The organism is Curtobacterium poinsettiae, from assembly GCF_025677645.1.
GTDB lineage: Bacteria > Actinomycetota > Actinomycetes > Actinomycetales > Microbacteriaceae > Curtobacterium > Curtobacterium poinsettiae_A.
In genome coordinates, this window is the sequence record NZ_CP106879.1 from 2,197,771 (window position 1) to 2,219,599 (window position 21,829).

Consider the following 21,829-nt stretch of genomic DNA (forward strand, 5'->3'; position numbering starts at 1 on the left):
AAGACCACCGCGTCGACCCGACGGCGTCGTAGCGCGAGGACGTCTGCTCCTGACCCGAACTCGTGGCAGACGTCCTCGCACCTTCCCGCTATCGTCGAAGAACGGCCGGTCCCGATCTCGGGGCGAGCAGCGGCCAGGGGACCACGGGGGGAAACCATGCAGTACCAGCGCGCCATCACCGCACTCACGACGCTCACCGCGACGATCGCCCTGGCGGTGACGCTCAGCGGGTGCACCGTGTCGGCATCGTCGTCGATGTCACGGACGGTCACACCGGACGCCTTCGAACGCGTCGTCGTCGACGCGTTGGCGGACGTGTCGGACGCGACGCCCGAGGTCGACTGCGGTCCGGACGACATCGCGATCGAGGACGGCGCCGAAGTGCACTGCGACGTGAACACCGCGGGCTACGACGTGGTCTACGACTCGGTGTCGACGATCAGCACCGACGGCGGCGAGGAATACCACGTCGACGTGCGGGTGGCCGACCAGCCCAAGGGCTGATCGGCCACGGCGCGGTGTCCGATGACTAGCGGTCCGACGCCTCGACGACGCAGCTCTCGACCTGCTCGGCGGCCTTCGAGTCGTCGGCGAACGGCGTCGGCGCGTCCGAGGTGGTGGTCGTCTCATCGGCGACGGCCTGCTTGGCGACGTCGTTCACGGCGTACAGCGGGCCGTCGAAGTCATCGGCCGTGGGGTCGGCGGTCGTCGCCCAGATGGTGACCTCGTCGTCGTTCGAGTCGTTGCTGTCCGCGGGGACGATCGCGGCACCGAGGTACCATCCGCCGTCACCCTTCTGGATGTTCGCGAACTCGGTGGTGTCGTGCGACCCGACCGCCTCGTCGATCATGTCGACGGCCGCGCTGGCGGCCACGTCGCACTGGGCCGACTGGGACTTCTCCTCGGACCCGGGAACCTTGCCGACTGGGTTGATGTTCTGCGCTCCGCCAGGGTCGCAGGCGGTGAGCAGGAGGGCTACGGTGGCGGCGCCGAACAGCGCCGTGACGGTCTTCGCTCGCGTGGACATGGCCTTGAACGTAGGCGGGGCGCGGTGGACGGCGATTCAGCCAGGAGCGCCGCGACGACGGACGGGAGGCCCGGCGCACGTCGTGCCCCGGGCCTCCCGTCCGTCACCTGGTCACGTCGTCGGATCGCCGTCCCGTTGCCGGCCGCCGTCCCGTCACAGGATCGGGGTGCCGCCGGTGACGGCGACCCGCGCGCCGGAGACGTAGCTGCCGTCGTCACTGGCGAGCAGCACGTAGACGGGTGCGAGCTCGGCCGGCTGACCGGGACGGCCGAGCGGCGACTGCTTGCCGAACTGCTCGACCTGCTCCGGCGGCATCGTCGACGGGATCAGCGGCGTCCAGATCGGACCGGGGGCGACGCTGTTCACGCGGATCCCGCGTTCGCCGAGCAGCTGCGCGAGCGCGGCCGACAGGTTCGCGACACCGGCCTTGGTGACGTCGTAGGGCGCCAGGTTCGGTTTCGGGGCGTCGGAGTTCACCGAGCTGGAGCCGATGATCGACGAGCCCGGGCCGAGGTGCGGCAGGGCGGCCTTGACGAGGTGGAAGTAGGCGCTGAGATTCGTCGCGAGGGTGTGGTCCCACTCCTCGTCGCTGATCTCCTCGATCGTCTCGTGGGTCATCTGGTACGCGGCGTTGTTGACGAGGACGTCGAGCCCGCCGAGCTCCGAGACCGCCTGGTCGATGACGGATCGGCAGTACGCGGGGTCGCTCACGTCGCCTGGGAACAGCACGGCCTTCCGACCGGCCTGTTCGATCCAGCGCTTCGTGTCCTGCGCGTCGTCCTCTTCTTCCGGCAGGTAGCTGATCAAGACGTCAGCACCCTCGCGCGCGAACGCGATCGCCACGGCCTTGCCGATGCCACTGTCCCCGCCGGTGATGACGGCGCGCTTGCCGGTGAGCTTGCCGGAGCCGCGGTACGACTCCTCGCCGTGGTCTGCCTTCGGGGTGAGCTCTTGTTCGCTCCCCGGGGGCTGCTGCTGCTCGGTCATGTCTCTCCCTGCGGTCGGTTTCCCTGGACGTCCTCGATCGTCTGCGACCCCCACTGAGCACCGGTCCAGGCTCCGGGCGTACCCCGTCCGGGAAGCGAAGATGTGTGCGGCGCGCGACGGCGGCCTACCGTTGCACCGGATCAGGACCCGCCACCGCGACGGATGCTCCTCTTCACCAGGGAGCAAGTGTGAAGTACGTGAACTACGCGGGCACGGTCCGTGTCCTGACGAGCGACTCGATCGCCGACGCTGTGATCCGGTACGCGGCCGCGCTGCACCAGAGCCGGTTGAGCGACGTCGTGTCGATCCCGACGGCCGACACGTTCGGGGTGGCGAGCACCGTCGAGGTCCTGCTCGCACCGGCGCTCCCGGTCGCACTCGAACCGGCGCCGGACGACGACCTCGAACCCGAAGGCGGAGCGTTCCTGCTGGAGCTCGCACGGCGCACCGAGGCGGTCCTCGCAGTGGACACGAGTGCGGAACCGCCGCATCTGGGGTGCTGACGGCGCCACCGCAGCGCTTCAGGCTCCCGGAGGGTCGAGGTCCGGCCGTCGGTCGGCATGGATGACGTCGTCGTGCTCGAACGTCAGGGCGGCGGCGCGCAGCCGTGCCACGAACACCGCGTCCTCGCGCTCGAGCTCGTCCTCGTCGGCGTCCTCGACCACGAGTTGGCTCGACGGGCCGATGAGCACCTTGGTGGTCGTCATCGTGCCGTCGGAGGCGACGGCGGGGATCGCCACGGTGTCCGCGCGGCTCCCGCCGGCCAGCGCTGCGGCGTACTCGATCACGGCGTCGGCCACGTCGTCGCTCGTCAGGATCGTCGAGCGGTCGTACTGGATGTACTTCATGTCCGGGCCTCCATCAGCACAGCCAACAGGTCGTCGGCTGGCCGTCGCACAGGAACACGGCGCGCCGCTCGTTGCGCCGACGACGACTTGTCGTCAGGATCGTCACGTGCCCGAGACGATGCACCGCATGCTGCGGGAGATCCAGACCGCCGAGCCGTCGGTCGCGGCCGAGGCGATGGCTCGGACGCACATCACCCACGGGCTGTCGGTCGAGCCGACGGACGCCGAGTTCGTGTTCGAGGAGCGGGTGCGCGGTACCGACCTGCTGTCGCTCGAGTCGACCCGCTGCACCGGGGTCCTGAGCGGCGCGATCGAGCCGGGCGACGCGATGACCATCTTCTGGATGAAGTCCGGGGTCGCCCAGCTCGACGAGAACACCGTGAAGATCGGTCGCCCGACGCTCTTCCGTCAGGGGCCCCAGCGCTTCCGCTGGATCGCGTGCAACAAGGACGTCCTGCGGATCGACCGCTCGATCGTCGAAGAGGTCGCAGCCGAGCGCGGCGACTGGGCACCTGGTCCCATCGAGTTCCGTCCGCGGCACGTCCCCGAGGGCGCCCCGCTCGCTGCCTGGTGGCTCATGGTGCGGTCCGTCGCGCAAGAGGTGCTGGCCGGACCGGACGCCGTCCCGGTCGAACGCGAGCGGGAGCTCGCCCGCTTCGCCGCCGGCGGTCTGCTCACCGCGATCCCGCACTGGCCCGTCGGGCAGCACGAGCCGGCGATGGCCTCCACCGCCCGCTTCGCCCGTGCCGAGACCTTCCTGCTCGAGCACGCCACCGAGCCGATCACCGTCGACGACGTCGCCGAGGCCGCCGGCCTGAGCGTGCGCGGCGTGCAGGCGGCGTTCCAGCGGCACCACGGCATCACCCCGACCATGTACCTGCGCCGCATCCGGCTGCTGCTCGCCCGCGAACAGCTCGAGTCGGACGATGGCCGGAGCGTCGCCGAGATCGCCCGGGCGAGCGGGTTCGCCCACCTCGGGCGGTTCGCGGGGAGCTACCGCGAGGAGTTCGGCGAGCTGCCCAGGCAGACGTTGTCCGCCGCACGCGACGGCGGGCGGGCGTAGGCACGTCGCGCGCCCCCGCAAGAATCCCGCAACCGCCCTCCCGTCCGGCCGATCGCCGACGTTCGTCGCCCTACGGTTGCGCTGCACGGACACGCAGCCACGACGATCGGAGACCCCATGGCCGGCTCAGCAGCACCACCCGTCCCGACCGCGGCCGTCCCGCCGTCGACCGATCCGTCGACGTTCGGCCGTCGGCTCGTCGAGGACGCCTCCCACGCCCGTGAGCACTTCGTCTTCACCGCACTGCTCGGATCTCCGCTGCTGCCCCGGATCGTCCGGCGGCTGCTGCTCCGTGCCGCCGGTGCACGCGCCGAGTCCGGTGTGGGCACCGGGTTCTCGCTGACGGGCGACCCGAAGCACCTCACCATCGGCCGGGGTGTCTTCTGCAACCGGAACGTCACCGTCGAGGCCGTCGCCCCCGTGACCATCGGAGCGAACACCGCGATCGGGATGCAGGTGCTCATCATGACGAGCCACCACGAGATCGACGCCGAGGGCCGGTGGAGCGACGTCGCGACCGGCCGCCCGGTGGTCGTCGAGCAGCACGTCTGGATCGGCGGCCGCGCCACGATCCTGCCCGGCGCCCACATCGAGCACGACGTCGTGGTCGCCGCCGGCGCCGTGGTCTCCGGCCGCTTGGCGGCGCACGGCGTGTACGCCGGCGTCCCCGCCAAGCGCATCCGCGAGCTCGCCCCGTCCGCGCGACCGCCGGTGGTGGACCCCGCCGCGTGACGGCCTGGAGGCGCGTGGCGGCGCCGCCACGCGCCTCCCGTCCGGCGCGGCCCAGCACCCGTGCGCCTGCCCCGTCCGCGGGGACGCGCACCCTGCCAGCATGATCACGACGCGGGCGACGGCGCCCGCGCAGGACGAGGCAGACCGTCATGTCCGTTCGGCATGCTGACCGATCGCCACGGGGTGTCGTGGGTCGTGAGATCAGCGGCGCGACGAGCTGAGCGGCACCGGACCCACGTGCGCCGGCACCGGCCACCGCGGCACCCAGCACCGGACCTGCTCGGCGTAGCGACGGAAGTCGTCGCCGAACCGTTCTTCCAGGTCGGACTCCTCGAGCGGGCGGACGATGCAGTTCCAGACCACCGAACCGGCGACCGCGTAGACGACGACCAGCCACGACGACAGCAGCAGGCCGACGGCGACGCCCTGGGTGATGCCGGCCAGTGCCATCGGGTTCCGCACCGACCGGTACGGCCCGGCGACCACCAGACGGTTCGCGGTGGCCGAGGGCAGCGGCGTGCCCTCGCCCTTCGTCGACATCGCCGCCGCCGACGCGATGCCGAGCGCGCTCGCCAGCAGGAGCACGACCACACCGACGACGGTGAGGGTGGTGACGAAGGGTGTCGGCAGCTGCGGGTGCAGGCCCCAGCGGTGCTCGGCGAACGCGATGACCAGGGGGAACACCCCGAGGAACAGGCCCCAGAAGACGACGATCTGCAGCACGGTCGCGATGACGTGCCGGGAACGCGGGGCACTGGCGTCAGCCGTTCGGATCCGCAGCGGACCGGTCGTCACCCACTCCGACGGGATCCGTCCGAGCCGCACCAGGGCGAGGGCGAGGGCCGAGCCGATCGTGGCGGCCAGCATGACGAGCACGCCCCAGCCGGCCTCGCCGGTCATGGTGGCCCAGACGCTCAGGGCGACGAGCACCAGGGCGGTCCACACCGTCGTGACCACCGCGGCGGCCCGGACACCCGAGGCGGCGAGCGCCGACGCGACGACGAACAGCGGGACGTCGAACGCGGCGACGAGCACCGGGTCGAGCGAGCCGAGCGTCGTGGTGCGGATCCACGGCAGCGTCGCGACGGCGGTCCACCAGGTCGCTCCGCCGACGGCTTGCAGCGCGAAGTACCGCCGGCCCCAGGACATGGGTGCACGGTAGCAGTGCGCGGCACCGGGGCCGTGCGTGCCGTCGCTGCGGGTGGGTCAGCCGGTGTGGTTGATCTGGCCGAGCCAGCGACCGAAGGACGGGGTGCGCTCGTCGTGCAGGCTGGGCAGGACGGGCTTCGGCAGGCAGGCGCGCTCGTCGGCGCCGGTGCTCTCGTGGAGGTCGAGGCTCATGATGGGTTCCTTCGTGGTCGGTGGTGAGTTCGACACCGGGTGGGGCCGTTCCATTCCCACCCGGTCCCGCGACGGGGTCTCCGCGGTGTGGTGCGGGACGTCCCGCACGCGGTGGCACGATCAGGGGGTGACCATGCCGCCGTTCACGTTGAGGGTCTCGCCCGCGACGTAGCTGGACTCCTGCGAGGCGAGGAACACGTAGGCCGGCGCGAGCTCGGCCGGCTGCGCCGCGCGGCCCATCGGCGACTCGCTGCTGCCGAACTCCGGCAGGGTCGACGGATCGACACCGCCGCTCGGCTGCAGGACGGTCCAGGTGGGCCCCGGTGCGACGACGTTCACGCGGACACCACGCTCGACGAGCAGCTGCGCCAGTCCCTTGGACAGGTTGTTGACCGCGCCCTTCGAAGCCGCGTAGTCGAGCCGGTCCGGTGCCGGCTGGTACGCCTCCATCGATGCGGTCGTGGTGATGGTCGAACCCGGTGCCAGGTGCGGCAGCGCGGCCTTCACGAGCCGGAACAACCCGAAGACGTTGACGTCGAAGGTCGCTTCGAACTGTTCGTCGGTGATGTCGAGCACGTCGGGCTGCCAGCGCTGCTTGCCGGCCACACTGACGAGCGCGTCGATGCCGCCGAGGCCGGCGACCGCCTGGTCGACGAGTTCGCGGGCGTACGCGCGGTCCCGCAGGTCCCCGGGGATCGCGACGGCCGTGCGGCCCGCCGCCCGGATCTGCTCGATCACGTGGTCCGCGTCGGACTGCTCCTCGGGCAGGTAGGCGAGCGCGACGTCCGCGCCCTCGCGAGCGAACGCGATGGCGACGGCGCCGCCGATGCCGGAGTCGGCCCCGGTGATCAGGGCCTTCCGACCGGCGAGCCGCCCCGTCCCGCGGTAGCTCGACTCACCCAGGTCGGGTACCGGGTCCATCCGTGACTGGAGGCCCGGCTCGTCCTGGGTCTGCGGCTGCGGCTCGACGTCGGGGTACCGGGTGCGGGGGTCGCCGTGTTCGTACTGGCCGGTGGGCATGGGGTCCTCCTGTGCGGATGCGGATGCGGATGCGGGTGCGGTCGTGGTCGGGGTGGTCGCGCAGCGTGCTGCGGGACCCGCGGACCGCCCCGCGGACCGCCCGCGGACGGGCCGCTGGACCGCCTGATCAGGAAACGCTCCCGGGCTGGACGACCGGGGGACGACATCCGTCCAGCGCATTGCGCTCCTGTCCAGGGCCGCCGCGTTTGCTCGTCCACATGAGCGAGCACGACGACGAGCAGACCCGGGCCGACTTCGACCACGCGGTGAACATGACCGCCACCGAACTGCGGAAGTGGCTCGACACCGACGAGTCGAAGTCCGTCGGGCAGAAGCCCTCGGGCGGCGGCGAATCCACCGGGCACGAGAGCGGGCGGCACATCATCCGCATCCTCGAGAAGCACAAGGCCGACCGCACCGACGACGACCTGGCACACATGCGCAAGGTCGTCGGCTACGTCGCCCGGCACTCGGAACAGCGGCCCGCCGGCGACGTGCACGACACCCCGTGGCGGTACTCGCTGATGAACTGGGGGCACGACCCGGAGAAGCACTGACGGCATCGGGCAGAATGGACGGCGTGAACGAGACGGGCATGCCGCGCTTCCGACGGATCTGGTCGACCGTGCAGGTCGGTGTCCTCGCGATCGCGGTCGTGTTCTGCGTCGTGATGCTCGTGATCGGGCAGGGCAAGCTCGACCGGGTCTACGCGGTCGCCGCGGTGTTCTTCGGACTCGCCCTGGTCGGGCACAGCACCTACCTGTGGCTCGTCGCCCGGGCGAACCGCCGCCCCTGACCCGGCGGCAACGGTCCGGGAGCGCCCGGCTACGCGTTCTGGTGGACCCGGAGCCAGTCGACGGTCATCTGCTGCGGGAACCCTGTCGAGGCATCCGGCGACCCCGGCCAGTTCCCGCCGACCGCGACGTTGAGGATCACGAAGAACGGCTTGTCGAACACCCACGGGGCCGTGCCGACGTCGGCCCGGGTGACCGTCCGGTACGCGACGCCGTCGACCGTCCAGGTGATCGAGCCGGGGCGCCAGTCGACCCCGTACACGTGGAAGTCGTCGGCGAACGCCGCTCCGGTCGGGTGCTGGTACGCCGCCGAGATGCCCTGGGCACCGGAGTACCCCGGCCCGTGGACCGTGCCGTGCACGATCCCCGGCTCGTAGCCGACGTTCTCCATGACGTCGATCTCCCCGCAAGCGGGCCACCCGACCTGCCCGATGTCCGCGCCGAGCATCCAGAACGCCGGCCAGATGCCCTGGCCGCGGGGGATCCTGATCCGTGCCTCGATCCGGCCGTACTGCGCCGTGTAGGTGCTCTCGGACTTCAGCCGGGCCGACGAGTACGAGCCGTCGGCCTCACGGCGTGCGGTGATCACGAGGTTGCCAGCACCGTCGAGCGCCGCGTTCCGCCGCGAGTCCGTGTACGTCTGCAGCTCGGCGTTGCCCCAGCCGCCCGCACCCAGGTCGTACCGCCAGATCCCCGGGTTCGGCGCGCTGCCGGCCGGGCCGTCGAACTCGTCGGCGGCGAGCAGCACCGGCCCCGTCGCGGCAGTCGCAGCCTCGGCGGCCGTGGCGTCGCCGATCGTCGTCGTGCCGAGGGCGGTGGCGGCGGCCCCCGCGAGACCGAGCGCCATGAAGCGCCGTCGATCGATGTGCTGGTCCAAGTCGTGCTCCCTGCAGCGCGATGGTGGTGTGGTCGTCGGATCATGCCGCATCCGTGTGGGTCCCACCAGGGTCCGACCGCCGTTCGTCCGCATGGCGCACGGGCCATTCGGGGGCTGCCGCGTTCGTCAGCCGAAGCGCATCGCCAGCGGTACGAGGAGTCCCGCGACCCAGACGAGCACCATCACGAGTGCCCCGACCGCGATGAACCGACGGCGCCGTCGCAGCTTCGGGCTCCGCTCCTCGCCCCACATCTGCGCACGCACCAGCACCCGGTTCGCCTGCTCGACGACCTTCCGCACTTCGGGGTCGTCGACGTCGAGGGCGCCGGAGCGGGCGTGCTCGGCGATGACCGCGGCTTCGTCGACGGTCAGGTCGTCCTTGCGCATGCTCCATCTTCGCACCGCGGGCAGGGGTACGGCGCGGCTGTGCGGGATCGGACCGACGGCGCGTACCAAGGACACATGGGACATCGGTACCGCGGGAAGATCGTCGTCATCACCGGAGCATCGAGCGGCATCGGGAGGGCCGCCGCACACGAGTTCGCCCGGCAGGGCGCGACGCTCGTGCTCGCCGCACGCGGGCACGACTCGCTCGAGGCCGCAGCCGCCGAGTGCCGGAAGCTCGGCGCCGAAGCGATCGCGATCCCGACGGACGTCGCCGACGAGCACCAGGTCAAGGACCTCATCGGCACCGTGACGACCCGTTTCGGCCGCATCGACGTCTTCGTCGGCAACGCGGCGCTGTTCGTCTACGGCCTGTTCGAGCAGACCCCGACCGAGGCGTTCAAGCGCGTCGTCGACACGAACCTGTACGGGCACCTCAACGCCATCACGCACCTGCTGCCGCACTGGAAGCAGCGCGGCAAGGGCACCTACGTGCTCGTCGGCTCGATCCAGTCGCTGCTGTCGGCGCCGTACCAGTCGGCGTACGTGACGAGCAAGCACGCTGCGCTCGGCCTGGTCGACGTGCTCGGTGACGAGTTCGCGGGCACCGGCATCCGGTTCACCGCACTGCTGCCGTCCACCATCGACACCCCGATCTACCAGAACGGTGCCAACTACACCGGCAAGACCTCGCACCCGCTGCCGCCCACCGTCTCGGTCGAGCGAGCCGGCCGCGCCGTCGTGCACGCCGCCTCGCACCCCAAGCGCTACCGGTTCGTCGGCCGCATCCAGGCCTCGCTCGTGCCGCTGCAGTACGTGTTCCCGGGCCTGTTCCACAAGATCACGAAGCCGATGGTGGAGACGTTCGCGCTCCGTGGCAAGGGCACCCCGACCGACGGCAACCTCTACGCCCCCGCCGACGCCGCGAACGCGACGAACGGCGGCTGGGTCGCGAAGCGACGGCGCGTCACGCGCCCCCTCGTCTGGCTCGGCGTCGCGGCTGCGGGCGCGGCGGTCGTGCTCGGTCGCTCGCGTCGGTAGACGGGATCCGGGCGTACCTTCCCGAACCGGGCGTACCTGCCGTGTTGTTCACGGCAGGTACGCCCGATCCCGCCAGGTACCGCAGCCGTTCTGGGAAGGAACGGGCGGCTAGAAGAGCTTCGCGCTCGCGCGCCGGGCACCCTCACCGAGGGATTCCAGCTTCGCCGCGGCGATCTGCGGGTGCACGCGGCCGCCGAGGCCGCAGTCGGTACCGGCGATGACGCGCTCACGCCCGACCACCGAGGCGAACCGCTCGATGCGCTGCGCGACGAGGTCGGGGTGCTCGACGACGTTCGTGGCGTGGCCGACGACGCCGGGGACGATGACCTTGCCCTCGGGCAGGATGACGTCCTGCCAGACGGTCCACTCGTGCTCGTGGCGGGCGTTGGCGGCTTCGAACGAGTACGCGCCCGCGTCGATCTCGAGCATCAGGTCGACGATGTGGCGGAGCTCGATGTCGGTGGTGTGCGGGCCGTGCCAGGAACCCCAGCACAGGTGGAAGCGCACGCGGCTGGTGTCGAGGCCCCGCAGCGCGTGGTTGAGCGCCTCGACACGGATGCGGGTGAAGGCGCGGTAGTCCTCGATGCTCGGCTCGGGGTTGATCTGGTCCCAGTTCTCGGCGATCGAGGGGTCGTCGACCTGCAGCACGAGGCCTGCGTCGAGGATCGTCGTGTACTCCTCGCGCAGGGCATCCGCCCACGCCCAGATGTGCTCTTCCTCGGTCGCGTAGTACTCGTTCGCGATGCGAGCGGCGGAACCGGGGGAGAGCGCCGTGATGAAGCCGTTGTCGGCGCCGGCGGCGTCGACCGCGTGCTTGAGGTTCGCGGCGTCGGTGGCCGCGGCCTCGTGGCCGGTGTAGGTGATCGGGCCGGTCGTGGTCGGGAACGCGGTGGCGTTCTTGCCGGTGCCGATGCCCGACTCGGGGTCGGTGTAGGCGTCGTGGAAGATCGTCCAGTCGCGGCGGTCCGGGAAGCTCGTGAGCCGGATGTTCCCCGGGGTGGAGCGGACCGGCTGCTGCGAGAAGATGTTCTCGTCGGTCAGGCTCAGGCCGCTGACGCGCTGGAACGAGTAGCCCCACCAGGCGCCGTAGTCGACGCTGTTCGACATCGCCTTGCCGAACTCGCCGTCGCCGGGCTGCGTGATGCCGAGCGCGGTCTGCCGTGCGACGACGTCGTCGACGGCTGCGCTCGTCAGGGCGCGGACCTCGTCGGTGGTCTCGAGCGTGAAGCCGTCGGCGGCGACGGGCCGAGCGGCGTTCGCAGCGATGAGCTCGGGGGTGCGCGGGAGCGATCCGGCCGTGGTGGCCTGGATGCGGTCGGTGTTCTCGAAGGGCATGCGCTGCCTTCCTCTCGATGGGTGCGGACTGTCGGGAGTCGGGGGCCGCGCGCGAGGCTTCGCGGTGCGCTGCAGTGCCACTCTGCCACGAGGGAACGGGCCCGTTACGTTCCGCGTCGCGGCACCCGGCGACCCGTCGTACGGTCGACCCATGAGCACGACGACCACGACGAGCGCCACCACCCCGGCAGCACCGACCTTCGCCGAAGCGTGGACCAGGTGGCATGACGTCCACGAGCAGGCCCGCGCCAGCGAGCACGGCTTCCTCGCGATCACGAGCATCCGCTGGCTCACCGCCACGCCGGAACGGTTCGACGACGCCCCGGGCAGCTGGTCGACGGACGAGGACGGCCCGGAGGTCGCACTGGCCGACGGCGAGACGATCGAGGTCGACGGACAGGCGGTCACCGGGAGGTACCGGTTCGGCCCGCTGCCGGAGCGCTCGAGCACCGAGGTGGTGTGGCACGACGGCGACGAGACCGTGGTGATCGAGGTCGCCCGGCGCGGCGGCAGCGACCTGCTGCGCCCGCGGCACCCGTCGAACCCGACCCGCGTCGGCTACCACGGCACCCCGGCGTACACCCCCGCTGGACGCTTCGTCGTGGACGCACACTTCGAGCCGTTCGACACCCCGCGCGAGGTCACGGTCGGCAGCGTCGTCGACGGCCTGCTGCACGTGTACGAGGCCCCCGGCGTCCTGACGTTCGACCTCGACGGGCCGCGGTCGCTCCTGGCGTTCAACGGGCACGCCGGCGGCCTGCACGTGCTGTTCACCGACCGCACGAGCGGGGTCACGACGTCCGCGGCGAACCGGAGCCTCGACATCGCCGCACCGGATGCCGAGGGTGCCACCCGCATCGACTTCAACCGGGCGACGAACCTGCCGTGCGCGTACACCCCGCACGCGACCTGCCCGCTGCCGCCCGCCGAGAACCGGCTCGACGTGGCGATCGAGGCGGGCGAGCAACTCCCCGCGGCCTGACCGCCGGCGCGCACCGCCGCCGCCGACTCGTCCACGACAATGGGGGAGCCATGCAACGCACCACCTCCCGCATCCCGCTCAACACCCTCGCCGTCCCGTTCGGCCTCGCCGGCTTCGCCGAGACGTGGTCGTACGCCGCCCCCGTGCTGCACCTGCCCACCGTCGTACCGCAGGTGTTCTGGGCCATCGCCGCCGTCGCGTGGGTGTGGCTGCTCGGTGCGCACGCCGTCCGTGGCGCACGTGTCCGGGAGCGGCTGGTCGACCAGCTCCGGCACCCGTCGCAGGGGCCGATCGCCGCGCTCGTGCCCGCGACCGCGATGCTGCTCGGGGTCGACCTGGCGCGGTTCGTCCCCGTCGCGGGTCAGGTCGTCGTGCTCGCCGCCGTGGCCACCGCGGCCGGGTTCGCCGCCTGGCTGCTGAGCACCTGGTTCGAGGGCCGGCTCGCCCTGGAGTCCGTGCACGGCGGCTACCTGCTGCCGACGGTCGCCGCGGCCCTGGTCGCCTCGGTCGCCACGCACGAGGTCGGCGTCGGCTGGCTCTCCTGGCCGGCCCTCGGCGTCGGCGTGTTCTTCTGGGGCGTCATGACCGGCCTGCTGCTCATCCGGCTGGCGTTCCGGCCGGCGCTGCCGGGGCCGCTCGTGCCGACGATGGCGATCCTGGTCGCGCCGCCGGCGGTCGCCACCCTGTCGGTGTTCGCGCTCACGGACGGAGCGGTCACCCTGCCGGTGCAGGCCATCGCTGGGCTCGGGGTCCTGATGGTCCTCGTGCAGCTGGCCCTGCTGCCGCGGTACGTCCGCCTGGCGTTCTCACTCGGGTTCTGGTCGTTCGTGTTCCCGGCGGCCGCGGTCGCCACCGCCGCAGTGGAGTGGTTCCGGGCACTCGCGCTGCCGTCCGCCTGGATCCCCACCGCCGCGTTGCTCGCGCTGCTGAGCGTGCTCGTCGCGGTCGTCGGTGCCCGCTCGATCGGCCTCGCCGTGCACCACCTGCTCGGGCAGGCCGAGCGGACCCTGCACGACGCCGACGACGAGGACGCCGCCCCCGGCCCCGTGACGGGCGCGACGCGCGTGGGCTGACGAGCGGGGTGGTCGGGCCGCGCAGTCGGCGGACGGGAGGCCCGTGGCGGCTCCGCCCCGCGCCTCCCGTCAGGTCGCGGGGACGCGTCGCCAGCCGCTGGTCGCCCGCCAGGCGGGCGCATCCAAGCGGAAGACGCTGCCCATGCCGGGCTGGTCGAGGGCGCGCGTGATCGGGACGCCGCGCAGGTGGGCCAGGAGCAGCGCGCCGACCGCACCGTGCGACACGATCGTGACGTCGCCGGTGGCGCAGTGCCGACGGACGGCCGCGACGATGCGCTCCTGGGCGTCGACGGCCCGCTCCCAGCCGCGGACCGACTGCTCGGGTGCGGTGAAGAACGCGTCGACGACGGCCTCGAACTCGGACGGCGGCAGGTAGCCGGTCGCGCTCCGGTCGATCTCGCCCAGCAGGGGGTCGCGCTCGACCGACAGCCCGACGGCGCTGGCGAGCAGGTCGGCGGTCTCGACGGCCTTGCGCTCGGTGCTCGAGACGATCCGCCGGGAGCCCGCTGTCCACGCGAGCCGGTGGGCAGCGGCGGCCCGGACGCGGCCCTCGGGTGACAGCCCCCACGACTCGATCGGGACCGCGGGGTCGACCACCACTTCAGCGTGGGTCAGGAACGACGAGACCATCCGGCGATCCTCGCACGGTGCGAGGCGCGCCCCGCCCCGGCCCCGGCTGGTGCGAGGTTGCGCACTCCGTGCCGCCCTGTTGCGCCGCACCGAGTAGACAACCTCGCACCGAGCGACGCGACGCGCGTCACACGGCGACACCGTCGGTCACGTTCCGCAACACCGCTTCGCCGCCCGGCCCGACCGTCCTAGCGTCGCCCCATGACCGTGCCCGACCGCATCACCCTCGTCACCGCGCTCCAGGGCGCCGGCTGGCACCCCGCCGCCTGGCGCGCCGCCGGCCCGGCAGCGCAGCGCCTCACGAGCCTCCGGCACTGGCGGGACGTCGTCGTCGAGCAGGACCGGCTCGGCATCGACGCCGTCACCCTCGAGGACTCCTTCACCGCCGGCCCCACCGACCCCGACGACGACCTCGACACGACCACCGTCGTCGGCCGTCTCGACGCCCTCCTCGTCGCGAACGCGGTCGCGCCCGCGACGCGAGCGATCGGTCTGGTGCCGACCGTCTCGGTGACGCACACCGAACCGTTCCACGTCGCCACGGGCCTCCAGACGCTCGACCACGTCTCGTCGGGGCGGGCCGGGTGGCGGATCCAGGTGAGTCCGACGACCCGCGAGGCCGCGCTGTTCGGCCGCCGTCCCGGCGGCGACGACGCAGCCACGCTGTTCGAAGAGGCCCGCGAGGCCGCCGAGGTCGTCTCCCGCCTGTGGGACAGCTGGGACGACGACGCGATCATCCGCGATGTCACGACCGGCCGCTTCATCGACCGCGACCGCATCCACGAAGCGGCGTTCTCCGGTTCGTTCGTCTCGGTGCACGGCGCGTCGATCGTGCCGCGGTCGCCGCAGGGGCGGCCGCCGGTCTTCGCGCTGGCGCACCGCGCCGACGCGGCCGCGTTCGCCGTGGACGCCGCGGACGTCGTGCTGGTCACGCCCGGCTTCGACGGCCTGGAGGATCGGGGCGCGCTGGCACTCGTCCGTGACGCCGAGCAGGCGGCCGGCGCCGACCTCCGTCGTCCGGTCCTCGCGGACCTCGCGGTGCTCATCGGGTCGTCGCCAGCAGCCGCCGCCGACGAGCTCGCGGCGCTCGACGCGGCCGCGGGCGCTCCGTACGCCGTCGGCTCCGGGTCGGACACGTCCGTCCTCGCCACGACGGTGCCGGACCTGGTGACACGGATCGTGGACCTGCGGGCCCTCGGGTACGCCGGCGTCCGGCTCCGTCCGCTGCGCATCCCGGTCGACAGCACCGCCATCGCGCGCCAGCTCGTCCCGGCGCTCGTCACCGCGGGGCTCCGCGCCGACGTGGCGTCCCGTCCCACCGCCGACCTGCGCACGCGGCTCGGCATCGCGCCGGCGGTCAGCCGGTACGCGCGTCCTGCCGTCACCGGTGCCGGTGTCGGTTCCGTCTCCTCGGAGGTCTCAGCATGAGCGCCAAGCGTCAGGTCCACCTCGCCGCCCACTTCCCGGGCGTCAACAACACCACCGTCTGGAGCGACGACCGCGCCGAGAGCCAGATCGCGTTCTCGTCGTTCGAGCACTTCGCCCGGAACGCCGAGCGCGGGTTCTTCGACTTCCTGTTCCTCGCCGAGGGGCTGCGGTTGCGCGAGCAGAAGGGACGCATCCACGAGCTCGACGTCGTCGGGCGTCCGAACACGCTCGCGATCCTGGCGGCGCTGGCCGGCGTCACCGACCACATCGGGCTGGTCGGCACGCTGCAGACGACCTTCAACGAGCCCGTCGAGCTCGCGAAGCAGCTCGCCACGCTCGACCACCTGACCGACGGCCGCGCCGGCTGGAACGTCGTGACGAGCTCGGACGCGTTCCACGGCGCGAACTTCCGCCGTGGCGGGTTCCTCGACCACGCCGACCGGTACACGCGGGCCGCCGAGTTCGTGGAGCTGTCCCGCGAGCTCTGGGACTCGTGGGAGTCGGACGCGATCGTGGCGAACCGGTCGGGCGCCGCCGGGTCGGATGCCGCCGGGTCGGGTGCCGCTTGGTCGGGTGCCGCCGGGCCGCTGGCCGCCGGCGTCTTCGCCGACCGCTCCCGCATCCACGACGTCGACCACCACGGCCCGCAGTTCGACGTGTCCGGAACGTTCCCGGTTCCGCGCAGTCCCCAGCGGCACCCGGTGGTCGTGCAGGCCGGTGACTCCGACGAGGGCCGGGACCTCGCCGCCGGGCACGCCGAGGTGATCTTCTCCCTGCACACCGAGTTCGACGACGCACGGAGCTTCTACGGCGACGTCACCGAGCGCCTGGAGCGGGTCGGACGGTCGAAGGACGAGCTGCTGATCCTGCCCGGCGCGACCTTCGTGCTCGGCGACACGGCGGACGAGGCCGAGGAGCGTTCCCGGGCGATCCGCCGCGCCCAGGTCAGCCCGGCGACCGCGATCGCGTTCCTCGAACAGGTGTGGAACCGTGACCTGTCGTCGTACGACGTCGACGGGCCGTTGCCCTCGGTCGAGCCGGACCTCGAGGGCGCCGACATCACCCGTGGCCGCGTCCGCCACACCCGCGACGTGCCCGCACTGGTGCAGTCGTGGCGCGACCTCGCCGCGGCCGAACACCTGTCGATCCGTGACCTGGTCATCCGGGTCTCGACCCGCGGCGGCTTCGTCGGCACGCCTGCACACATCGCCGCCGAGATCGACCGGTACGTGCAGGAGCGCGCCACCGACGGGTTCGTCGTCGTGCCGCACACCAACCCGTACGGGCTCGACGAGTTCGTCGACCGGGTCGTCCCGCTGCTGCAGGAGCGCGGGGTCCACCGGCAGTCGTACGACGAGGGCGCGACGCTCCGGCAGACGCTGGGCCTGCCGGGCCGGGTCCTGGACCGGCAGCGAGTCCTCGCATGAGCCGCGTCCCGCTCTCCGTCCTCGACCTCGTGCCGGTGAGCAGCGGGTCGACCCCCGCTGCAGCCCTGGCGAACACGGTCGACCTGGCTGTCGCCGCGGAACGTGCCGGGTACGCCCGCTACTGGCTCGCCGAGCACCACCTCAACCCCGGTGTCGCCGGCAGCGCACCGACGATCGTCATCGGGGCCGTCGCCGCCGCCACCTCGACCATCCGGGTCGGCAGCGCCGCGACCCTGGTCGGCAACACCCGCGGGCTGCAGGTCGCCGAGACCTTCGGCACGCTCGCCGCGCTGTACGGGCCGCGCATCGACCTCGGGCTCGGCCGCTCAGGAGCACCAGCACCCGGCACCCCGAAACCGCCGTCGCTCGAGCCGAGGACCGACCAGGTCGTCGACGGTCTGCTCGTCCCCGCGCCGTTCGAGTTCCGCATCGCGCCGGGGAGCAGGTTCGCCCTGCAGGGGGAGCTGCTCGGCCGGGTGCCGGGCGACGTCGAGCGGTTCGTGGACGATCTCGACCTGATCCGGGGCCTGTTCGCCGGCACCTGGTCGCGGGACGGTGCGGTGATCGAGGCCCCACCGGCCGCGGGCGCCGCCGTCGAGCTGTGGGTCCACGGGTCCACCGGCGGTGAGAGTGCCCGGATCGCCGGCGCGCTCGGACTGCCGTACGGGGCGAACTACCACACGTCCCCGGGCACGGTCCTGGCGTCGGTGCGGGCCTACCGCGACGCGTTCCGCCCCGGGGTGCTCCGGGCACCGCACGTCATCGTCTCGGCGGACGTCGTCGTCGGGCGCACGGAGGCCGAAGCCGCGGAGTTGTCGCTCGGGTACGCCCAGTGGGTGCACTCGATCCGGTCCGGCGTCGGGGCGATCGAGTACCCGACCCCGTCCTCGGCACGTGCCGCACCGCTCGCTGCACCAGAGGCGTCGTCGGTCGCCGATCGGCTCGCGACGCGGTTCGTCGGCGACGCTGCGGCCGTCGCGGACCGCCTCGGGGTCCTGCAGCGGGCGACCCGCGCGGACGAGCTGCTGGTGACGACGATCACGCACGATCACGACGCCCGGGTGCGTTCGTACGAGCTGCTCGCCGCGGAGTGGGCGGCGCGCACCGACCTGCGGGAGCCGGCGGCGGTCTGACGCGGCCCGCTCCGGACGGGAGGCGCGGTGCCAGCCGGCACCGCGCCTCCCGTCACGTGGTCTGCGCGCTGCGAGCGCCGGTTCAGGCCGACGCGTCGGTGTCCGAGCGCATCCAGAACGGCGAGTAGTGGTAGCCGTCCGGGTCGTCGAACTGGCGCTGGTACATGAACGGGTACTCGTCGGTGTCGCCGATCCGCCCGCCCGCTGCGCGGGCGCGTTCGACGAGTTCGTCCACGGCCGCACGGCTCGGGAGATCGAACGACACCGTCACCTTCGACGGGGTGTCCGGTCCACCGATGAGGTCCTCGGTGCCGCCGACGCTCGCGTACGCGGTGCGGGAGCTGAGCATGAGGTACTGCTCCGGCGCGATCGCGACGCAGGAGTTGTCCGGGCCGGACATCGCCGCGTTCCGGGTCCACCCCGGTGCGGCGTAGAAGGCGGTCGCGCGCTCGACGTCCTCGACGGGGCAGCTGATGAAGAGGCTCATGCCGCCGATGGTGCTCCGTGTGGCTCGTCAGGTCAACACCCTCGTGGCCGACCTGCGCATGCCTACGCCCCCGGCTGCCGTCGGACAGCGGGGGCGCAGGCAGCGGGGCGCGCCGGATCAGCTGTTGTCGAGCGGCAGACCCTCGGGGTTCACCTCGGACGTCTCCACGGCCTCGTTCGACAGGTTGTAGGCCGCGAGCCACTTCGCGTAGGTGCCGTCCTCGATGAGCTCGTTGATCGCCGCCGCGACGGGCTTCGCGATCCCGCTGCCCTGCTTCGTCGTCGCGGCGATGAGCCCCTGCAGTGACGAGCCGGCGCCGGAGTACGTGCCCGCGGTCTTCGTCGGCTTCGCGGTGCCCTTGCTCTGCGTGTTCTGGTAGGCGATCGTCGGGTTCGGGCCGAAGTAGGCGTCGATCTTGCCCGAGTCGAGCGCGAGCTTGATCGCGTTGCCGTCCGGGTAGTACTTGATCGTGAAGTCCTCGCCCTTCGCCCGGAGTTCCTTCTGCCACTCGAGCAGGATGTTCTCCTGGTTCGTGCCGGAGCTCACGGACAGGGTCTTCCCTGCGAGCACGGACGGGTCGCCGTCGAAGCGCAGCGAGCTCGACGCCGGCACCTGGAACGCCAGGTTGTCCTGCCGGTACGAGGCGAAGTCGTACTTCTCCTTGCGCTCCTCGGTCACCGTGACGTTCGAGAAGCCGGCGTCGTACTTGCCGCTGTCGATGCCGACGAACAGGTTGTCCCACGTGGCGTTCTGCACGTCCGCGCGGAGTCCGAGCTTCGCGGCGACGAGCCGTCCGAGGTCGGGCTCCGAGCCGGTGATCGTCTTCTGGTCGTCACCGGTGAAGGCGAGCGGCGGGAACCCGGCGGGCAGGGCGCCCACGCCGATCGTCAATCTGCCGGACTTCCGGACCGCGGCGGGGAGCGCGTCGTGCAGCTTCGTGTCCTCGGTGACCTCGAGGGTCGTCTCCTCGGCCGCCCCGTTCGAGGCGGCGCCGATGGTGACGGATCCGTCGGGTGCGCCGCTCGTGTCGGCGGAAGCGCCCGCGGAGCACCCGGCGAGGGCGACGACGACGCCGGCTGCGAGGACGAGGAAACCGGCGCGGTTGCGCCAGCGGGACGGGGTGGTCCTGGACATGGTTCTCCTTGGGGTGCGTGCGGGGATCAGGGGTCAGGGATCAGGGGTCAGCGGACGCGGGACAGGAAGTCGCGCGTGCGGGTGTGCAGCGGGTGGTCCAGCACCTGGGCCGGGGGCCCCTGCTCGACGACCCGCCCGTGGTCGAGGAACACGACGTGGTCGGCGACCTCGCGGGCGAAGGCGATCTCGTGCGTGACGATCACGAGCGTCGTGCCGGACTCGGCGAGGGAGCGGATGACCCCGAGCACCTCGCCGACGAGTTCCGGGTCGAGCGCCGAGGTCGGCTCGTCCAGCAGGACCACCGACGGCTCGAGCGCCAGGGCCCGGGCGATCGCGACACGCTGCTGCTGCCCGCCGGACAGTTGCCGGGGGCGGGCGGAGCCGCGGTCGCCGAGTCCGACCCGATCGAGCAGGGTCCGTGCCCGCGCTCGGGCCGTGGCGACGGGGACCCCGGCGGCGATCGGCCCCTCGGCGACGTTCTCGAGCGCGGTGAGGTGCGGGAACAGGTTGAAGTGCTGGAACACGAACCCGATCCGGGCACGCTGCCGCAGGATGTGCCGCTCGGGCAGCTCCTTCCAGCGGGGGACCCCGTCGCGGCCGGTGCGCAGGCGGACGCCGATGGGCTCGTCGCCGACGGTGACGACCCCGCGGTCGAGCGGTTCGAGGTGGTTGATCGCCCTGAGCAGCGTGGACTTGCCGGAACCGGAAGGGCCGAGGACGACGGTCACGCTGCCGGACGGCAGGGACAGGTCGATGCCGTCGATGACGACGCTGTCCCCGAACGCCTTGACGGCCCCGTGGATCGCGATGGCGGCGCCCATCAGATGCTCCTGTCGTCGATGGTGGAGGCAGGCCCGGACGCGACCGCGCGCTCGGCGGCGGCTGCCTGCGTGCGGCGACCCGCGCCTCCAGGCCGTCCCGGACCACGTCCGGTGCCGCCGCCCCGCAGCACCTTCCGCACCCGCTGCCACGGTGTCGGCGGCAGCGCACGGACCGACCCGCGGGCCGTCCATCGCTCCACGTGGTACTGCACGATCGAGACCGCGCTGGTGAGCACGAGGTACCAGATGGTGGCGACGACGAGCAGCGGGATGATGTCGCCCGGGTACGTGCTCGACAGGTTCTGCACCACGCCGAACAGGTCGAGCAACGACACGTAGAACAGCAGCGACGAGGCCTTCAGCAGTCCGACGACCTGGTTCACGAACGCCGGCACGATCGACCGCAGGGCCTGCGGCATGATCACCCGCACGAACTGCCGACGACGGGGGAGCCCGAGTGCCTGCGCGGCCTCGTGCTGGCCGTGGTCGACGGCGAGCACCCCGGCGCGGACGATCTCCGATGCGTAGGCGATCTCACTGAGGCTCAATCCGATGACCCCGATCGCCAGGTCCCCGAGCAGGTTCGCGGTCGGCACCTCGAACTGCGGCCCGAAGGGGATCCCGATGCCGATGGTCGGGTACAGCGACCCGAGGTTGTACAGGAAGACGAGCACCAGGATGAGCGGCACCGACCGGAACAACCACACGTAACCCCACGCGAGCCCGGACAGCACCGGGTTCCGCGACAGCCGTGCGATCGCGACGACCACGCCGCCGGCGAAGCTGATCACAGCGCTCAGCGCGGTGGCGGTGAGCGTCAGCTGCAGGCCGGTCAGGACCGCCGGGCTGAACAGCCACTTGCCGACGGCCGGCCAGCCCCACTGCTCGTTCGTGAACAGCGTCTCGCCGAAGTTCAGCAGCACGACGAGCACGAGGGCAGCGGCGATCCACCGCAGCGGGTGCCGCAACGGTACGACGGAACGGTCGAGTGCGGCGTGTCCGGCCGCGTCGATGGTCGCGGTGCCCGGCCTGGAGGCGCGGCTCGCCCCGGCCGTCCGGCCCGCGTCGTCGACGCTGGTCGCCTCCCACTGCGGGGCTCTGGTGGTGTCGGTCATGTCGCGACCGTAGGAGGGCCGGGCGCCGCCGACAACGCCTCGCGCAACACCCCGCCACGCGACGAAACACCCGGCCATGCGGCGCAACGCGGCGTCACAGAACGGTGTCCTCGGTGACGTTCCGTGACGGCCGACGGAGCGCTACCGTTG

At 72.2% G+C, this 21,829-nt stretch carries 26 protein-coding genes; 12 read left to right on the forward strand and 14 right to left on the reverse strand.

The features are described 5' to 3' along the window. Positions 1–156 precede the first annotated feature (156 nt). Complete coding sequence (locus tag OE229_RS10555) at positions 157–504, forward strand: hypothetical protein (protein ID WP_262137959.1); 348 nt, start codon at positions 157–159, stop codon at positions 502–504. A gap of 25 nt (positions 505–529) precedes the next feature. On the opposite strand, the gene OE229_RS10560 is transcribed toward OE229_RS10555, so the two are convergent. Together OE229_RS10560 and OE229_RS10565 are read right to left on the reverse strand one after the other, a co-directional pair. Continuing rightward, positions 530–1,027: a hypothetical protein gene (locus tag OE229_RS10560; RefSeq protein ID WP_182066021.1), complete on the reverse strand. Its 498-nt coding sequence runs from the start codon at positions 1,025–1,027 to the stop codon at positions 530–532. A 153-nt stretch (positions 1,028–1,180) separates the two neighbouring features. Then, positions 1,181–2,014 carry an SDR family oxidoreductase gene (locus OE229_RS10565; RefSeq protein ID WP_262137963.1) on the reverse strand — a complete coding sequence of 278 codons (834 nt, stop codon included), beginning with the start codon at positions 2,012–2,014 and terminating at the stop codon, positions 1,181–1,183. Between the two features lie 188 nt (positions 2,015–2,202). Here OE229_RS10565 and OE229_RS10570 point away from each other — a divergent pair, with 188 nt between their 5' ends. After that, entirely contained in the window at positions 2,203–2,517 is a 315-nt protein-coding gene (locus tag OE229_RS10570; RefSeq protein WP_182066019.1) for a hypothetical protein, read from the forward strand. Positions 2,518–2,535: 18 nt separating this feature from the next. Here OE229_RS10570 and OE229_RS10575 read toward each other — a convergent pair whose 3' ends face one another. After that, entirely contained in the window at positions 2,536–2,862 is a 327-nt protein-coding gene (locus tag OE229_RS10575; RefSeq protein ID WP_182066018.1) for a hypothetical protein, read from the reverse strand. 106 nt (positions 2,863–2,968) lie between these two features. Here OE229_RS10575 and OE229_RS10580 point away from each other — a divergent pair, with 106 nt between their 5' ends. Together OE229_RS10580 and OE229_RS10585 are read left to right on the forward strand one after the other, a co-directional pair. Further along, a complete protein-coding gene (locus tag OE229_RS10580) occupies positions 2,969–3,925 on the forward strand; it encodes an AraC family transcriptional regulator (protein ID WP_182066017.1) in 957 nt (318 codons plus the stop codon). Between the two features lie 117 nt (positions 3,926–4,042). Continuing rightward, positions 4,043–4,657, forward strand: a complete 615-nt coding sequence (locus tag OE229_RS10585; RefSeq protein ID WP_262137966.1) for a DapH/DapD/GlmU-related protein — start codon at positions 4,043–4,045, stop codon at positions 4,655–4,657. A 201-nt stretch (positions 4,658–4,858) separates the two neighbouring features. Here OE229_RS10585 and OE229_RS10590 read toward each other — a convergent pair whose 3' ends face one another. From OE229_RS10590 to OE229_RS10600, 3 genes are all read right to left on the reverse strand, one after another. Continuing rightward, the gene (locus OE229_RS10590) at positions 4,859–5,806 is read right to left on the reverse strand and encodes a methyltransferase family protein (RefSeq protein WP_262137968.1); all 948 of its coding nucleotides are present in this window, start codon (positions 5,804–5,806) and stop codon (positions 4,859–4,861) included. A 57-nt stretch (positions 5,807–5,863) separates the two neighbouring features. Beyond that, complete coding sequence (locus OE229_RS10595) at positions 5,864–5,998, reverse strand: hypothetical protein (protein WP_259362844.1); 135 nt, start codon at positions 5,996–5,998, stop codon at positions 5,864–5,866. Positions 5,999–6,118: 120 nt separating this feature from the next. Beyond that, positions 6,119–7,018 carry an SDR family oxidoreductase gene (locus OE229_RS10600; protein WP_262137969.1) on the reverse strand — a complete coding sequence of 300 codons (900 nt, stop codon included), beginning with the start codon at positions 7,016–7,018 and terminating at the stop codon, positions 6,119–6,121. Between the two features lie 218 nt (positions 7,019–7,236). On the opposite strand from OE229_RS10600, the gene OE229_RS10605 reads away from it, so the two are divergent. Both OE229_RS10605 and OE229_RS10610 read left to right on the forward strand, forming a co-directional pair. Next, a complete protein-coding gene (locus tag OE229_RS10605) occupies positions 7,237–7,575 on the forward strand; it encodes a DUF3140 domain-containing protein (RefSeq protein WP_262137970.1) in 339 nt (112 codons plus the stop codon). A gap of 23 nt (positions 7,576–7,598) precedes the next feature. Beyond that, the gene (locus tag OE229_RS10610; protein WP_139179681.1) at positions 7,599–7,814 is read left to right on the forward strand and encodes a hypothetical protein; all 216 of its coding nucleotides are present in this window, start codon (positions 7,599–7,601) and stop codon (positions 7,812–7,814) included. A 29-nt stretch (positions 7,815–7,843) separates the two neighbouring features. On the opposite strand, the gene OE229_RS10615 is transcribed toward OE229_RS10610, so the two are convergent. Together OE229_RS10615 and OE229_RS10620 are read right to left on the reverse strand one after the other, a co-directional pair. Next, positions 7,844–8,689, reverse strand: coding sequence for a glycoside hydrolase family 16 protein (locus OE229_RS10615; protein WP_209134588.1), 846 nt, complete (start codon positions 8,687–8,689; stop codon positions 7,844–7,846). A gap of 126 nt (positions 8,690–8,815) precedes the next feature. Next, on the reverse strand, positions 8,816–9,076 hold the full coding sequence (locus OE229_RS10620) for a hypothetical protein (RefSeq protein WP_262137971.1): 261 nt from the start codon (positions 9,074–9,076) through the stop codon (positions 8,816–8,818). Positions 9,077–9,151: 75 nt separating this feature from the next. On the opposite strand from OE229_RS10620, the gene OE229_RS10625 reads away from it, so the two are divergent. Next, the gene (locus tag OE229_RS10625; RefSeq protein ID WP_182066011.1) at positions 9,152–10,114 is read left to right on the forward strand and encodes an SDR family NAD(P)-dependent oxidoreductase; all 963 of its coding nucleotides are present in this window, start codon (positions 9,152–9,154) and stop codon (positions 10,112–10,114) included. Between the two features lie 108 nt (positions 10,115–10,222). On the opposite strand, the gene OE229_RS10630 is transcribed toward OE229_RS10625, so the two are convergent. After that, the gene (locus OE229_RS10630; RefSeq protein ID WP_262137973.1) at positions 10,223–11,449 is read right to left on the reverse strand and encodes a cobalamin-independent methionine synthase II family protein; all 1,227 of its coding nucleotides are present in this window, start codon (positions 11,447–11,449) and stop codon (positions 10,223–10,225) included. Between the two features lie 151 nt (positions 11,450–11,600). On the opposite strand from OE229_RS10630, the gene OE229_RS10635 reads away from it, so the two are divergent. Then, positions 11,601–12,431, forward strand: a complete 831-nt coding sequence (locus tag OE229_RS10635; RefSeq protein WP_262137974.1) for a DUF1684 domain-containing protein — start codon at positions 11,601–11,603, stop codon at positions 12,429–12,431. A gap of 50 nt (positions 12,432–12,481) precedes the next feature. Further along, positions 12,482–13,504, forward strand: coding sequence for an SLAC1 family transporter (locus OE229_RS10640; RefSeq protein ID WP_262137975.1), 1,023 nt, complete (start codon positions 12,482–12,484; stop codon positions 13,502–13,504). A 69-nt stretch (positions 13,505–13,573) separates the two neighbouring features. Here the strand turns inward: OE229_RS10640 and OE229_RS10645 are convergent, their stop codons facing one another. Further along, positions 13,574–14,134, reverse strand: coding sequence for a histidine phosphatase family protein (locus OE229_RS10645; protein ID WP_262137976.1), 561 nt, complete (start codon positions 14,132–14,134; stop codon positions 13,574–13,576). Between the two features lie 201 nt (positions 14,135–14,335). On the opposite strand from OE229_RS10645, the gene OE229_RS10650 reads away from it, so the two are divergent. From OE229_RS10650 to OE229_RS10660, 3 genes are read left to right on the forward strand one after another with little or no spacing between them, the layout of a single operon-like run. Beyond that, positions 14,336–15,562 (forward strand): LLM class flavin-dependent oxidoreductase, encoded by a 1,227-nt coding sequence (locus OE229_RS10650; protein ID WP_262137978.1) that lies wholly within the window; start codon positions 14,336–14,338, stop codon positions 15,560–15,562. After that, on the forward strand, positions 15,559–16,989 hold the full coding sequence (locus OE229_RS10655; protein ID WP_262137979.1) for an LLM class flavin-dependent oxidoreductase: 1,431 nt from the start codon (positions 15,559–15,561) through the stop codon (positions 16,987–16,989). Before OE229_RS10650 ends, OE229_RS10655 begins: the two co-directional genes overlap by 4 nt. Beyond that, positions 16,986–18,122 carry an LLM class flavin-dependent oxidoreductase gene (locus OE229_RS10660; RefSeq protein WP_262137980.1) on the forward strand — a complete coding sequence of 379 codons (1,137 nt, stop codon included), beginning with the start codon at positions 16,986–16,988 and terminating at the stop codon, positions 18,120–18,122. The genes OE229_RS10655 and OE229_RS10660 overlap by 4 nt, the downstream gene beginning before the upstream one ends. Positions 18,123–18,204: 82 nt before the next feature. On the opposite strand, the gene OE229_RS10665 is transcribed toward OE229_RS10660, so the two are convergent. The 4 genes from OE229_RS10665 to OE229_RS10680 all read right to left on the reverse strand — a co-directional run bounded on the left by OE229_RS10665 (position 18,205) and on the right by OE229_RS10680 (position 21,679). After that, positions 18,205–18,609 (reverse strand): VOC family protein, encoded by a 405-nt coding sequence (locus OE229_RS10665; RefSeq protein WP_262137981.1) that lies wholly within the window; start codon positions 18,607–18,609, stop codon positions 18,205–18,207. 117 nt (positions 18,610–18,726) lie between these two features. Next, positions 18,727–19,743 carry a transporter substrate-binding domain-containing protein gene (locus tag OE229_RS10670; RefSeq protein ID WP_262137982.1) on the reverse strand — a complete coding sequence of 339 codons (1,017 nt, stop codon included), beginning with the start codon at positions 19,741–19,743 and terminating at the stop codon, positions 18,727–18,729. Between the two features lie 47 nt (positions 19,744–19,790). Beyond that, the gene (locus tag OE229_RS10675; RefSeq protein WP_209134568.1) at positions 19,791–20,564 is read right to left on the reverse strand and encodes an amino acid ABC transporter ATP-binding protein; all 774 of its coding nucleotides are present in this window, start codon (positions 20,562–20,564) and stop codon (positions 19,791–19,793) included. Next, positions 20,564–21,679, reverse strand: a complete 1,116-nt coding sequence (locus OE229_RS10680) for an amino acid ABC transporter permease (RefSeq protein WP_182066979.1) — start codon at positions 21,677–21,679, stop codon at positions 20,564–20,566. Before OE229_RS10680 ends, OE229_RS10675 begins: the two co-directional genes overlap by 1 nt. Positions 21,680–21,829 lie beyond the last annotated feature (150 nt).

Excerpts from the sequence above, each read along its gene's own strand:
- OE229_RS10555 (WP_262137959.1), top strand. The coding sequence starts at position 157 with ATGCAGTACCAGCGCGCCATCACCGCACTCACGACGCTCACCGCGACG.
- OE229_RS10560 (WP_182066021.1), bottom strand. The coding sequence starts at position 1,027 with ATGTCCACGCGAGCGAAGACCGTCACGGCGCTGTTCGGCGCCGCCACC.
- OE229_RS10565 (WP_262137963.1), bottom strand. The coding sequence starts at position 2,014 with ATGACCGAGCAGCAGCAGCCCCCGGGGAGCGAACAAGAGCTCACCCCG.
- OE229_RS10575 (WP_182066018.1), bottom strand. The coding sequence starts at position 2,862 with ATGAAGTACATCCAGTACGACCGCTCGACGATCCTGACGAGCGACGAC.
- OE229_RS10585 (WP_262137966.1), top strand. The coding sequence starts at position 4,043 with ATGGCCGGCTCAGCAGCACCACCCGTCCCGACCGCGGCCGTCCCGCCG.
- OE229_RS10590 (WP_262137968.1), bottom strand. The coding sequence starts at position 5,806 with ATGTCCTGGGGCCGGCGGTACTTCGCGCTGCAAGCCGTCGGCGGAGCG.
- OE229_RS10595 (WP_259362844.1), bottom strand. The coding sequence starts at position 5,998 with ATGAGCCTCGACCTCCACGAGAGCACCGGCGCCGACGAGCGCGCCTGC.
- OE229_RS10600 (WP_262137969.1), bottom strand. The coding sequence starts at position 7,018 with ATGCCCACCGGCCAGTACGAACACGGCGACCCCCGCACCCGGTACCCC.
- OE229_RS10605 (WP_262137970.1), top strand. The coding sequence starts at position 7,237 with ATGAGCGAGCACGACGACGAGCAGACCCGGGCCGACTTCGACCACGCG.
- OE229_RS10620 (WP_262137971.1), bottom strand. The coding sequence starts at position 9,076 with ATGCGCAAGGACGACCTGACCGTCGACGAAGCCGCGGTCATCGCCGAG.
- OE229_RS10625 (WP_182066011.1), top strand. The coding sequence starts at position 9,152 with ATGGGACATCGGTACCGCGGGAAGATCGTCGTCATCACCGGAGCATCG.
- OE229_RS10630 (WP_262137973.1), bottom strand. The coding sequence starts at position 11,449 with ATGCCCTTCGAGAACACCGACCGCATCCAGGCCACCACGGCCGGATCG.
- OE229_RS10635 (WP_262137974.1), top strand. The coding sequence starts at position 11,601 with ATGAGCACGACGACCACGACGAGCGCCACCACCCCGGCAGCACCGACC.
- OE229_RS10640 (WP_262137975.1), top strand. The coding sequence starts at position 12,482 with ATGCAACGCACCACCTCCCGCATCCCGCTCAACACCCTCGCCGTCCCG.
- OE229_RS10645 (WP_262137976.1), bottom strand. The coding sequence starts at position 14,134 with ATGGTCTCGTCGTTCCTGACCCACGCTGAAGTGGTGGTCGACCCCGCG.
- OE229_RS10650 (WP_262137978.1), top strand. The coding sequence starts at position 14,336 with ATGACCGTGCCCGACCGCATCACCCTCGTCACCGCGCTCCAGGGCGCC.
- OE229_RS10655 (WP_262137979.1), top strand. The coding sequence starts at position 15,559 with ATGAGCGCCAAGCGTCAGGTCCACCTCGCCGCCCACTTCCCGGGCGTC.
- OE229_RS10660 (WP_262137980.1), top strand. The coding sequence starts at position 16,986 with ATGAGCCGCGTCCCGCTCTCCGTCCTCGACCTCGTGCCGGTGAGCAGC.
- OE229_RS10665 (WP_262137981.1), bottom strand. The coding sequence starts at position 18,609 with ATGAGCCTCTTCATCAGCTGCCCCGTCGAGGACGTCGAGCGCGCGACC.
- OE229_RS10670 (WP_262137982.1), bottom strand. The coding sequence starts at position 19,743 with ATGTCCAGGACCACCCCGTCCCGCTGGCGCAACCGCGCCGGTTTCCTC.
- OE229_RS10675 (WP_209134568.1), bottom strand. The coding sequence starts at position 20,564 with ATGGGCGCCGCCATCGCGATCCACGGGGCCGTCAAGGCGTTCGGGGAC.
- OE229_RS10680 (WP_182066979.1), bottom strand. The coding sequence starts at position 21,679 with ATGACCGACACCACCAGAGCCCCGCAGTGGGAGGCGACCAGCGTCGAC.